This is a genomic window from Ochrobactrum sp. AP1BH01-1 (genome assembly GCF_018066705.1).
In the GTDB taxonomy this organism is placed as follows: Bacteria; Pseudomonadota; Alphaproteobacteria; order Rhizobiales; family Rhizobiaceae; genus Brucella.
On sequence record NZ_JAGPOU010000002.1, the window covers coordinates 414,831 to 427,121 of the forward strand.

Sequence of the window (12,291 nt, forward strand, 5' to 3'; positions counted from 1 at the left end):
GATGCCCTTCGCAATCAAAAGCCTTTTCAGGCAATCAGCGCATTCCGAAAAGCCAAAACCGGCTTTCGGGACAAATCGCGCTGAAAACAGGTCGTTTAGCCCTTGGCAGCAGCAGCTACTTCAGCAGCGAAATCGGTTTCTTCCTTTTCGATGCCTTCACCGAGAGCGATACGGACAAAGCCCGTGATCTTGGCCGGTGCACCGATGGTCTTTTCAGCTTCCTTGAGGGCAGCTGCGACCGTCAGGTCAGGATTGATAACGAAAGCCTGCGAAAGAAGAACAACTTCTTCATAGAACTTGCGCATGCGGCCTTCGATCATCTTCTCGATGATATTGTCCGGCTTGCCGGATTCGCGAGCCTGCTCGATGAAGATCGCCTTTTCGCGCTCGGCAGCAGCCGGGTCGACATCTTCGGCGGTCAAAGCCAGCGGGTTGATTGCAGCAACGTGCATGGCAACCTGACGACCGAATGCATTTGCAGCTTCTGCGTCGCCGGCGGTTTCGATTGCAACGAGAACGCCAAGCTTGCCGAGGCCATCAGCAACACCGTTGTGGATGTAGGTCGCGACAACGCCCTGCGGGACGGTCAGCGCAGCCGAACGGCGGAAGCCAATGTTTTCACCGATGGTGGCAACAGCGTCCTTTGCCGTTTCGGTAACGGTCTTGCCATCGATCTTGGCATCGGCCACAGCTTCGGTCGAACCATCGGTCGACAGAGCAGACTGGGCGATCTTGCGGACCAGATCCTGGAAAGCATCGTTGCGGGCAACGAAGTCGGTTTCGGAATTGACTTCGACAACAACAGCCTTGTTGCCGGAGGCTGCAACGCCGACCAGACCTTCAGCAGCCGTACGGCCAGCCTTCTTGTCAGCCTTTGCAATACCCTTCGCACGCAGCCAGTCAACGGCGGCGTCGATATCGCCATTGGTTTCGGCAAGTGCTGCCTTGCAGTCCATCATGCCGGCGCCGGTGAGGTCGCGGAGTTCTTTGACGAGAGATGCGGAAATGCTCATGATGTCGCCTTTCATGAAAGCGAAGGCACACCGGATGGGTGTGCCAACATTTAACCGGCGCTTGTTTTCTGGATCGCGACCTGACCTGAGCATTGCACTACAGGAATCACAATCTCGCGCCGGGATGAAACGAGATTATCCACCCGCCCTATCACAGATATGACGGATGGATGATATCATACGCTGATTAAGCGCCTTCAGCCGGAGCTTCGAGGGCCGGCTCTACCGGAGCCTCAGCCTGCGCGCCGATGTCGATGCCCATTGCGCCCTGCTGACGTGCAATGCCGTCAAGAGCTGCACGAGCAATCAGATCGCAATAAAGAGCGATAGCGCGTGCGGCGTCATCGTTGCCGGGGATCGGGTAATCGATCTGGTCCGGATCGCAGTTCGAGTCGATCACGGCGACAACCGGGATACCAAGACGCTTGGCTTCCTGAATAGCGATCGCTTCCTTGTTGGTGTCGATGATGAACATCAGGTCCGGAACCGAACCCATGTCCTTGATACCGCCGAGGGCGCGATCAAGCTTTTCACGCTCGCGCTCGAGGTTCAGGCGTTCCTTCTTGGTGAAGCCCTGAGCTTCGCCAGCCAGGAGTTCGTCGAGCTTGCGCAGACGCTGGATCGAGTTGGAGATCGTCTTCCAGTTGGTCATCATGCCGCCGAGCCAGCGTGCATTGACGTAATACTGTGCCGAACGGTTGGCAGCATCGGCGATGATGTCCGAAGCCTGACGCTTCGTGCCGACGAACAGAACGCGACCGCCGCGAGCAACCGTGTCCGAAACGATCTTCAGCGCATTGTGCAGCAGAGGAACGGTCTGGGACAGATCGAGAATGTGGATATTGTTGCGGTCACCATAGATGTATGGTGCCATTTTCGGGTTCCAGCGATGGGTCTGGTGGCCGAAGTGAACACCAGCTTCCAGAAGCTGGCGCATGCTGAAATCAGGCAATGCCATCTTTATTTTCCTTTTCCGGTTTAACCTCCACGGGCTGAGGCGATTTCTCGCCACCGGAGGTTTTTGCCGGATTTCTCCCGACAAAAGCCCAATCCCGTGTGTGGAATAGGCGCGCTGTTAACTGATCGCGCCGCAAATTGCAAGTCGTCCGCACAATATAGCATCGAACAGGCGGATAAACACGCCGGTCAGCGTGCCTATTTGCAGGTTTCAGCCTGCTTTGCCGTATCATAGACGTCAAGCTTCACCAGCTTGCCGCGCATGGAGAAATCTCCATAATCCATTGTGAGGTCGCGGGTAATCCCGTTTCGATAAAGCTTGAAATTGATACGGTAGATCGGCAGGCCGTCCTGCTTTTCCTTGTCATCGAAATAGGCAATCGTTACCGGCCAGACCTGATCCTTGGAAAACTTGCCCATGACTTTGGTCTCATCGTCCGGCAGCGCCTGTTCCTTGCCGACGACAACGGTGGTTGCAACCACCCGGTCGGCATCTTCGGAAGCATCAAACAGCGATGTCTGGTAGAACTTCTGCCCGGCTTCCGCCTTGCCGATCAGTTCTTCCATATGACCGGTCGGAAATTGCGTTCCCTTGAGGTCAAGCTTGTTTTCCTTCGGCTTGCTCAACTCGACGACGGTCTTGTCGCCCTCGAGCTTCGCGTCGCCGCGCACTTCCTTGACCAGTTCCTTATCCACGAAGGTCTTGTTGACGAAGCGGAAATTCTTTCCGTCCGCCCCCTCGAACGTGGTCGTCTGCTGGTCGGTCACGCGTTGCGGCTGCTCTTCCATGTCGATCCGGGTCACGAAACGGAAATTGGTGGTGTAGCCCTCACACGCCGATCCGTTGAACTCGTAGACCATGCGCCCGGTCAGACCGCTGATCCCGGATTTTTCATCAGCTCGATCCAGAGTCAGATCATAGACTGCGCGGTGTGGAACCAACGTTACCGTCGAGGCCGCTTGCGCGGCACCAGCAAATCCGGCCCAAATACAAGCAGCCGTTCCACTCGCCGCAACCGCACTCTTGAAAAAACGCATACATGAATCTCCCGATGAGTTGACGAGCATGATAAAAAAACTCGTGGCGGAAGCGAGGCAAAAAACGCACCCTTCCCCAAAGCTTCACCGATTCTGCTTACAGGTAGATCGCGAAGTACCTTTGCAAGCAAGGATTAATATAATGACCGATACGATCGACAGCCGCCTTAAAAATCTGGGTATATCCATCCCGGAAGCCGCCGCACCCGCTGCAAACTACGTTCCTTTTGCCCAAAGCGGCTCTTTGCTTCTCACCTCAGGCCAGCTGCCACTCGAAGGCGGCAAGCTGGTGCACACGGGTCAGATCGGAGACGAGTTGACAGTTGCACACGGACAAGCGGCAGCACGCGCCTGCGCCATCAACATTCTTGCACAGGCAAAGGCGGCGCTTGGCGACCTCGGCCGCATCAAGCGGGTTGTAAAAATTACCGCATTCGTAGCCTCAACCCCCGACTTTGTGGAACAGCATCTTGTTGCCAACGGCGCATCGGATCTCCTCGTGGCGGTTCTCGGCGACGCCGGCAAACATGCCCGCTCGGCTGTTGGCGTTGCCAGCCTGCCGCTCAACGCACCTGTCGAAATAGAAGCAATCATCGAGGTTGCATGACATGACGTCCGTCGACTGGATCAAAAAGCGCCCCGTCGCCCATCGTGGATTGCACGATCTTAACAAGGAACGCTGGGAAAACACCCTTTCGGCGTTTGAGGCAGCAGCCAAAGCGGGATTCGCTATTGAATGCGATGTTCATCTCACCCGCGATGGCGGCGTGGTCGTCTTTCATGACGACGAGTTGAAGCGTCTCGCAGGTCGCGAAGGTTACATCAGCAATTTGACGCTTGCCGAAGCGACCGCGCTCAAGGTCGGCGGCACCGCCGATCACGTGCCGACGCTTCGTCAGATGCTTGATCTGGTCAACGGTCGTGTTCCTCTTGTGATCGAGTTGAAGGGCATAGAAGGCAAGGACGACGGGCTGGTTGCCGCTGTCGCCAGGGAACTGGCATCTTATAAGGGCGAAGCCGCGATCATGTCTTTCGATCACCACCTGGTCCGCCGCTTTGCAGCAGACGCGCCTGGTATTCCGGGAGGACTTACCGCCGAAGGTACCCGCACGGAAGATTTTGAAAGGCATTTCTCCATGCTTGCGCATGGCATTTCCTTCGTATCCTATAATGTGCATCACCTGCCCAACCCGTTCGTCACCTTCGTTCGGGAGAAACTGCATATGCCCGTGATCAGCTGGACCGTTCGAGATCGCGACATGCAGAAGCATAGCGATCTCAATGTCGACCAGATCACGTTCGAAGGCTTCGATCCGCGCGCCCTCGTGGCTTGACGACAACATGCCGAGCGCAGCAACATATGCGTGGTAACGGCAAAGGAATAGCGGTGAACGACGAAGATCCGCAGAATGAGCAAAGCTTCGTTCTCCGTGTCGTTGAGAATATCAGCGAATTCACGGAAGACGAATGGAACAGTCTTGTCGGGGCTTCCCGGCAGGACACGCATTACAATCCCTTCATTAGCCGCAACTTCCTGCTCGCTATGGAAGTATCGGGATCGGTTTCGCGCAACGCAGGCTGGCTTCCGCGCCATTTGCGTCTGGAGGACGACAAAGGACGCCTCATTGGGGCCGTGCCGAACTATCTGAAGGGGCATAGTCAGGGAGAATATGTCTTCGACCATGGATGGGCCGACGCGTTCGAACGCGCCGGCGGGCGATACTATCCAAAATTTCAGGCCACAGTGCCTTTCACACCAGCCACCGGACCACGCCTTCTCAATCACATTGCCTATGAAAGCGAAACCGTTCGGCTGGCACTGGCTGGCGGGCTCCGGGAACTGGCAGATCAATCCGGCGTCTCATCAGCGCATGTTACATTTGCGTTGCCGGATGAGATATCTGCATTGGAACGCGCAGGATTTCTCCACCGCACGGATCAGCAGTTTCATTTCAAAAACAATGGCTTTAGGAGCTATGATGATTTTCTTAATGAGCTGGTGTCCAGAAAGCGCAAGGCGCTGAAAAAGGAACGGCGAGAGGCATTGTCAGACGGCATCGAAATCGATTGGCTGACCGGGCGTGATCTGACCGAAGCGGTCTGGGACGATTTCTTTGCATTCTATATGGATACAGGCAGCCGCAAATGGGGACGCCCCTATCTAAACAGGCGGTTCTTTTCTCTTATCGGCGAAAGCATGGCGGAAGACATCCTCCTCGTCATGGCCAAGCGCAACGGACATTATATTGCCGGTGCAATCAACTTCATTGGCGGCGATACCCTTTTCGGCCGCCACTGGGGCTGTATCGAAGACCACCCTTATCTGCATTTCGAGGTTTGCTATCATCAGGCAATCGATTTTGCCATCGATCGAAAACTGAGTGTCGTGGAGGCTGGCGCACAAGGCGAGCATAAAATCGCCCGCGGTTACGTTCCGGTCACGACCCACTCGGCGCATTATATTGTTCATGAAGGCTTTCGAAACGCAGTGCGCGACTATCTCGACCATGAGCGCCGCGAAGTTGAACAAATCCAAAGCGCTTTGCTGGAACACTCGCCCTTCAGAGATGCCTGAACCTATCGGTCTTGCCTAACGCGGCTTGATACGGTCTGATCCGTTCAAACATTTCGCATTGGAGAGAATCGCATGTCCGCGACCTATGACGACAATAATATCTTCGCCAAGATTCTACGCGGCGAAATCCCATCCACGCGTGTTTACGAAACCGACGACGTGGTTGCCTTCATGGATGTGATGCCGCAGGGAGCAGGCCATACATTGGTCGTACCAAAAGCGCCCTCCCGCAATCTGCTCGACGCGAAGCCGGAAACGCTCGCGAATCTCGTTCAGGCGGTGCAGAAAATCGCGCAGGCTGTAAAGAAGGCATTCGATGCAGATGGCGTAACTGTCATGCAGTTCAACGAACCGGCATCCGGCCAGACCGTCTATCATCTGCACTTCCATGTGATCCCGCGCTTTGAAGGCGTGGCGCTCAAGCCCCATACCGGACAGATGGAAGATGCGGCTGTTCTTTCAGCAAATGCTGAAAAGATTCGCGCAGCGCTCTGATATGACTCACACTTTCAAAGTGTAAGCAGACCAGCAACCAGCAGGATTTCCGCGACCAGCACACCGACGAGCAATCGCTTGCCGGTGATGAGAAAAGCGGCAAATCCTGCCACGGCTGAACCAGCGCGCAGCCACAGCGGCGAATTGGCCAACTCTCCATTGGGATAGAGAATAAGCTGCGCGATAACACCTGCCACCAGCGCGGTTGCAACGCAGCGCACGAGAACAAGAGCCTCAGAATCCTCCCGTACGCGCCCGCCAACCAGCACTCCCATCAGCCGGAACAGATAGGTTGGAAGCGCACCGGCCAGCAGGATAAAAAGAAACGGCCACCACCAGGTCGTAAAGCTATCCCAATTCATTCAGCGGCTCCCATCGACACGCGACGCATTCGGTGAAAACCAAAAGCGATCAGCCCGCCGAGAATTCCCGTAATCAGCAGATCATATCCCGGAGCCAGATGATGAAATATGGGAAACAGAACGATCCCGGAAATCATCGCAGCCTGCCCTGCCCGTTCTCTGGCTGACCGCCAGAGCGAGGTCAGGAAATACATCGGAGTCAGCATGAAAAGTGCAGCGAAAACGATTGGCGGAAAAGACGCCGACAACGAATAGACGATGGCGACGACCATCGCATTGGTTCCCACCAGAACCACACCGATCCCGGCAAAATAGCTGGTCCGCATGTCACGTGGAATCTTGCGAAGCTCTTCCATGGCCATCACCCAGGCGGTGACGGCAACAAAATGACAAAGGGCGGCCAGCGTCATTTTCCGCGTTTTCGGTCCCTGCAACTCGGGAAGCAGCGCGACCACCATCGGCATCAAACGCACGGATGACAGCCCAACAGCGAGCGCTGCAGCAGGCAAAGCCACGCCTGCGCTAATCGCACCAATCAGGACGACCTTCGCCGGAAGCGCCCAGATGGTCAGCGTCATGAAAACGGCCTGAACAACGGTGATCCCGCTTTCGATTGCCAGCCCAGCAAAGCCGACGAACGAACTCATCAATAATAGAGCTGGAATACTGCAAATGCGCGTGCAGCCACGTAAAAACCACCGTATGTGACGACGGCCTTCTGAATTTTGCTCGGGGTTATCGGAATGAATCGGTGGCATGGGGCCACGTTAGAGCAAGGTTCGAGCAAGTTGCACCCGGTTTTTAGCCGACCAGATCAGAAAACCTCAGTTTTCGTTCACACCGGCCATGCTCAAAACAAAACGGCCCTCAGGGAGGGCCGTTTCGATTGATTGTTATTTCTTGCGTGGCACTTTCGGCACCGAAGACTTGGTCGCCGAAGTCCGCGAGGAAGACTTCGGTGCGGGTTCGTCCTTACCAGCCAGCACCTTCTCCTTCTCTGCCTTCTTCGGCGCAGCCTTCCTGCGTTGCGGCTGTTTCTTCTCAGCCGGAATATCCTTTTTCGGGTTTACCGGCTTATCAGCAACGCTTTCCAGCGAAAGATCGGTCTTTCTGTCCGGCTTCGTCACGACATCCACACGGACCGTTCCGCCATGCTTGAGTTTTCCGAACAGCACTTCATCCGCCAATGGCTTCTTGATATGCTCCTGGATAACCCGGCCAAGCGGACGTGCACCCATACGCTCGTCGTACCCCTTGTCTGCCAGCCAGGCGATTGCTCCTTCGGTCAGTTCGAAAGTCACGCCGCGTTCCGCAAGTTGGGCTTCCAGCTGAAGCACGAACTTCTGTACAACCTGATGAATGACCGGAACCGGTAGCGGGCCGAACGGAATAATCGCATCCAGCCGGTTACGGAACTCCGGCGTAAACAGGCGGTTGATCGCTTCCATGTCGTCGCCTTCGCGACGCGTGGAACCGAAACCGATTGCTGCCTTGGCCATATCCGATGCACCAGCATTGGTGGTCATGATCAGGATCACATTGCGGAAGTCGATCTTCTTGCCGTTGTGATCGGTCAGCGAGCCATGATCCATCACCTGCAACAGGATGTTGAACAAATCTGGATGTGCCTTCTCGATTTCATCAAGCAGCAGCACGCAATGCGGATGCTGATCGACGCCATCGGTCAGAAGACCGCCCTGATCGAAGCCGACATAGCCGGGAGGTGCACCGATCAGTCGCGATACGGTGTGTCGCTCCATATATTCCGACATGTCGAAACGCAGGAGTTCTACGCCGAGCGAACTTGCCAGCTGCTTGGCGACTTCCGTCTTGCCGACGCCGGTTGGACCGGAGAACAGATAGGAGCCGATCGGCTTGTCCGGTTCGCGCAATCCCGCACGAGCAAGTTTGATCGAGGCCGACAAGGCTTCGATCGCCAGATCCTGGCCATAGACGACACGCTTCAGCTCAGCATCCAGATGCGACAGAACCTGTTCATCATCCTTCGATACCGACTTCGGCGGGATACGGGCCATCGTTGCGATTGTCGCCTCGATTTCCTTCACGCCGATGGTCTTCTTGCGCTTGTTCTCAGGAAGCAGCATCTGGCTGGCACCCGTCTCATCGATCACGTCAATCGCCTTGTCTGGCAGTTTGCGATCCGAAATATAACGCGCGGACAACTCCACCGCCGTCTTGATGGCATCGACCGTATACTTAACCTTATGGAAATCCTCGAAGTAAGGCTTCAGCCCCTTCATGATTTCAATCGCATCCGGGATCGACGGCTCATTGACATCAATCTTCTGGAAACGACGCACCAACGCACGGTCTTTCTCGAAGAACTGACGATATTCCTTATAGGTCGTCGATCCGATGCAGCGAATGGCACCCGATGAAAGCGCAGGCTTCAACAGGTTCGACGCATCCATAGCGCCTCCCGAAGTAGCGCCGGCGCCAATGACCGTATGAATCTCATCGATGAACAGGACCGCGCCCGGATACTCTTCGAGCTCCTTGACGACCTGCTTCAGACGCTCTTCGAAATCACCGCGATAGCGCGTTCCCGCCAGAAGCGTGCCCATGTCGAGCGAGAAGATCGTCGCATCCGCAAGCGCTTCCGGCACTTGTCCTTCGACGATCCGCTTGGCAAGACCTTCAGCGATGGCGGTTTTGCCGACACCCGGATCGCCCACATAAAGCGGGTTGTTCTTTGAACGGCGGCAGAGCACCTGAATGGTACGGCTGATCTCGCTGTCACGCCCGATCAGCGGATCGATGCGTCCAGCCTTGGCCTTCTCATTCAGGTTAATGCAATAGGCAGACAGCGCGTCCTGCTTCTTCTTTGCACTTTCTTCCTGTTCCGTGCTTGTCCGTTCTTCGCTGGCACTCTCCGCACCACGCGGCGGGCGGGTTTCGGTGCTCTGCGGACGTTTCGAGATGCCGTGTGAAATGTAGTTCACGGCATCATAACGGGTCATCTGCTGTTCCTGGAGGAAGTAGGCAGCATGGCTTTCCCGTTCCGCAAAAATGGCAACCAGCACATTAGCGCCTGTTACTTCCTCACGGTTCGAGGACTGCACATGAATGACCGCACGCTGAATGACGCGCTGAAACGCAGCTGTCGGTTTGGAATCCTCGTCATAACCTGTGACCAGGTTATCAAGTTCGCGATCAATATAATCGGTAACGATACGCTTGAGATGCTCAAGGTCGACGCTGCAGGCACGCATCACTGCGCCCGCATCCTGATCGTCGATCAAGGCAAGCAAAAGATGTTCGAGCGTCGCATATTCGTGATGCCGCTCGTTTGCTATTGTGAGGGCTTGATGCAGGGCCCTTTCAAGGCTTGGGGAGAACGATGGCATATGACCTCACTTTTTCTCCATCACGCATTGCAGCGGATGCTGGTTTTGGCGGGCGAAATCCATGACCTGGCTGACTTTGGTTTCGGCGACTTCGTATGTAAATACGCCGCATTCGCCGACACCGTGATTGTGTACATGCAGCATTATGCGTGTAGCATCATCCCGGTTCTTCTGGAAAAACCGCTGCAGGACATGAACGACGAACTCCATGGGTGTGTAGTCGTCGTTGAGAAGCAGGACACGATAAAGGCTGGGCTTTTTAGTCTTCGGCTGCGTACGCGTAACCACAACGGTGCCGTTTTCCGGACCATTTCCGCCGTCGGTCTTGCTTTGCATGACTATATCGAGATGCCTCATGAAACCTATTACCCGGATGCCAATATACCTGACCCAACTTGCCTTATTATGTAGGTCGTCATGTGGTGATTTTAAGCCCTTCATTGGCACTTGCAACCGGGACTTATTGCAATAACGGGACTTGACACAATTATATGGCATCGCGCGGACGATACTTCCGGCAAAACAGCTTTATGTAAAATAGCCGGATCATTTATGGGCCCTTGGATACAGGTCCTGACAACTGGATCTCAAGAAGCACGCCCTAAAACAATGGAACCCGTATTTCAGTTCCGAAAATAGGAAAAAATACTAATTATACGCAGAAAATAGAAACTGACCTGGATAACCTGTACGCTTCAGCCGGAGCTGCATCGTCTCCTATCCACGCATTTTGCCAGCGATGAAGCCAAGAAACGATAACCGGGTTTTGCTACCGAACGGGACTCTCTGCCGTCGAAACTGGCCGCGGAGGTCAATCACACATATGTGTGAGCAGTCTAAAATACACATAGCGCTATCAGAGGCCGGCCAATTTTTTTCCGAAATTTATGAACAACGCAGTTACCATAAACGGATTGGTAACGCTGATGGCAGTAGGATCACCGAATTAGACGCTGTGTGCCTTTTGTGCCGCAGTTTAAAAAATCCGGGATACAGGTAGGTCATCATCGTGCGTACCGCATTTAGTAAAGTCGCATATGCCTTGAAAAGAGCGGCACAAGCCACCCTTCTTCTTGCAGTTGTAACGGGGTGTTCAACAGCTTCGACAACGATACCGGCAATAGCGGCGGGCGACCGGTACGCAGCTATCGTAATTGATGCCAACACCGGCAAAACGCTTTTCGCCTCGAATGCGGATGCCCAGCGTTACCCTGCATCTCTCACAAAAATGATGACCCTGTACATGCTGTTTGAGGCCATGCAGGCTGGGCGCATGAGCAAGGATACGCGTATCCCTGTGTCTGCTTATGCTGCTGCGCGTCCACCGACGAAAATCGGCTTCCGCCCTGGACAGAGTATTCGTGCCGAAGATGCCGCACTCGCCATGATCACGAAATCGGCCAACGATGTGGCGACAGCCGTCGGCGAATATCTCGGCGGCTCGGAAGAGCGCTTTGCCCAGATGATGACCGCAAAGGCACGGCGCCTTGGCATGCGCAACACCACTTTCCGTAATGCCTCGGGCCTGCCGAATATGGCGCAGCATACAACTGCACGCGACATGGCAATCCTCAGCATTGCGCTTCGTCAGCATTTCCCCAATGAATTCTCCTATTTCTCGCGTCGCAGCTTCGTTTTCCGCGGCCAGACCATCAATGGCCACAACCGTCTGCTTGGTCGTGTTGAAGGCGTTGACGGCATCAAGACGGGTTACACAAATGCATCCGGCTACAATCTTGCATCGTCGGTCAGCCTGGATGGCCGCAGGCTTGTGGCAGTTGTGATGGGCGGCAATACGGGCGCAAGCCGCGACGCCCATATGGCGCAGCTCATTCGCAAATATCTTCCTATGGCGACACGTAGCCGTAACGCCGCTCCGCTCGTAGCTATGCGCAACGATGCTCCGCAGGTCGTCGCCTCGGTCGATCTACCAAAAGCACGAAACGCACCTGTTCCAGTCAACCGTGAAGCCGCTGCTGTGGAAGATGTCATCAACAATGAAAGCGGTGAAGGCGATAGCGATCAACCCCAGGTCCTGGCGCTTGCGGCACCAACCACGCGCCCGGCAGCACTGGCCGCACAGGCGGCGATCCGTCCGACGCCGAAGGCTGTTGTCCCCTCGGCACGGGCACAGGACGTCGATCCGGTCACAACCGCGTCTGCGCCCGCTTCCGGTGGCTGGGCTATCCAGATCGGCTCCCTGCCGAGCGAAGGGCAGGCACGCGACATGCTGGCCAAGGCTTCTGCCACGGCAGGCGGCACCCTGCGTGCAGCGTCGCCCTATACCGAGACGTTCAGCAAGGGCAGTGCAACTTTCTACCGCGCCCGCTTCGTCGGCTTCTCTTCCAAGCAGGCTGCGTGGGATGCATGCGCCTCGCTGAAGAAGAAAAACTTCGGCTGCTATGCAGTCGCGAACTAATCGACTGCGAGGGGTGTTTGCCCCTCGTCGCCAGCTTCAAACCCGAATTTGTAGTGCGTAGAGG

General features: G+C 55.4%; 12 protein-coding genes. 5 read left to right on the forward strand and 7 right to left on the reverse strand.

The window, feature by feature from the left end; all coding sequences use genetic code 11:
• Positions 1–95: 95 nt before the first annotated feature.
• The 3 genes from tsf to eipB all read right to left on the reverse strand — a co-directional run bounded on the left by tsf (position 96) and on the right by eipB (position 3,008).
• The gene (gene tsf / locus J9800_RS07330) at positions 96–1,013 is read right to left on the reverse strand and encodes a translation elongation factor Ts (protein ID WP_114215697.1); all 918 of its coding nucleotides are present in this window, start codon (positions 1,011–1,013) and stop codon (positions 96–98) included.
• A 187-nt stretch (positions 1,014–1,200) separates the two neighbouring features.
• Positions 1,201–1,971 carry a 30S ribosomal protein S2 gene (rpsB, locus tag J9800_RS07335; RefSeq protein ID WP_006466952.1) on the reverse strand — a complete coding sequence of 257 codons (771 nt, stop codon included), beginning with the start codon at positions 1,969–1,971 and terminating at the stop codon, positions 1,201–1,203.
• A gap of 197 nt (positions 1,972–2,168) precedes the next feature.
• Entirely contained in the window at positions 2,169–3,008 is an 840-nt protein-coding gene (gene eipB / locus J9800_RS07340) for a cell envelope integrity protein EipB (protein WP_114215273.1), read from the reverse strand.
• A 142-nt stretch (positions 3,009–3,150) separates the two neighbouring features.
• Between eipB and J9800_RS07345 the strand changes: the two genes are divergently transcribed.
• The 4 genes from J9800_RS07345 to J9800_RS07360 all read left to right on the forward strand — a co-directional run bounded on the left by J9800_RS07345 (position 3,151) and on the right by J9800_RS07360 (position 6,078).
• Positions 3,151–3,615 carry a RidA family protein gene (locus J9800_RS07345; RefSeq protein WP_114215272.1) on the forward strand — a complete coding sequence of 155 codons (465 nt, stop codon included), beginning with the start codon at positions 3,151–3,153 and terminating at the stop codon, positions 3,613–3,615.
• A 1-nt stretch (position 3,616) separates the two neighbouring features.
• Entirely contained in the window at positions 3,617–4,342 is a 726-nt protein-coding gene (locus J9800_RS07350; RefSeq protein WP_114215271.1) for a glycerophosphodiester phosphodiesterase, read from the forward strand.
• Positions 4,343–4,395: 53 nt separating this feature from the next.
• A complete protein-coding gene (locus tag J9800_RS07355) occupies positions 4,396–5,583 on the forward strand; it encodes a GNAT family N-acetyltransferase (RefSeq protein ID WP_114215270.1) in 1,188 nt (395 codons plus the stop codon).
• Between the two features lie 72 nt (positions 5,584–5,655).
• Positions 5,656–6,078: an HIT family protein gene (locus tag J9800_RS07360; protein WP_112591643.1), complete on the forward strand. Its 423-nt coding sequence runs from the start codon at positions 5,656–5,658 to the stop codon at positions 6,076–6,078.
• Between the two features lie 14 nt (positions 6,079–6,092).
• Here J9800_RS07360 and J9800_RS07365 read toward each other — a convergent pair whose 3' ends face one another.
• The 4 genes from J9800_RS07365 to clpS form a co-directional block, all read right to left on the reverse strand.
• Positions 6,093–6,440: an AzlD domain-containing protein gene (locus J9800_RS07365; RefSeq protein WP_112591641.1), complete on the reverse strand. Its 348-nt coding sequence runs from the start codon at positions 6,438–6,440 to the stop codon at positions 6,093–6,095.
• Positions 6,437–7,198: an AzlC family ABC transporter permease gene (locus J9800_RS07370; protein ID WP_114215269.1), complete on the reverse strand. Its 762-nt coding sequence runs from the start codon at positions 7,196–7,198 to the stop codon at positions 6,437–6,439. The genes J9800_RS07365 and J9800_RS07370 overlap by 4 nt, the downstream gene beginning before the upstream one ends.
• A 135-nt stretch (positions 7,199–7,333) precedes the next feature.
• Positions 7,334–9,808 carry an ATP-dependent Clp protease ATP-binding subunit ClpA gene (clpA, locus tag J9800_RS07375; protein WP_114215268.1) on the reverse strand — a complete coding sequence of 825 codons (2,475 nt, stop codon included), beginning with the start codon at positions 9,806–9,808 and terminating at the stop codon, positions 7,334–7,336.
• 6 nt (positions 9,809–9,814) lie between these two features.
• The gene (clpS, locus tag J9800_RS07380; protein WP_036565154.1) at positions 9,815–10,144 is read right to left on the reverse strand and encodes an ATP-dependent Clp protease adapter ClpS; all 330 of its coding nucleotides are present in this window, start codon (positions 10,142–10,144) and stop codon (positions 9,815–9,817) included.
• A gap of 673 nt (positions 10,145–10,817) precedes the next feature.
• Here clpS and J9800_RS07385 point away from each other — a divergent pair.
• Positions 10,818–12,227, forward strand: a complete 1,410-nt coding sequence (locus tag J9800_RS07385) for a D-alanyl-D-alanine carboxypeptidase family protein (RefSeq protein WP_114215267.1) — start codon at positions 10,818–10,820, stop codon at positions 12,225–12,227.
• Positions 12,228–12,291: the final 64 nt, after the last annotated feature.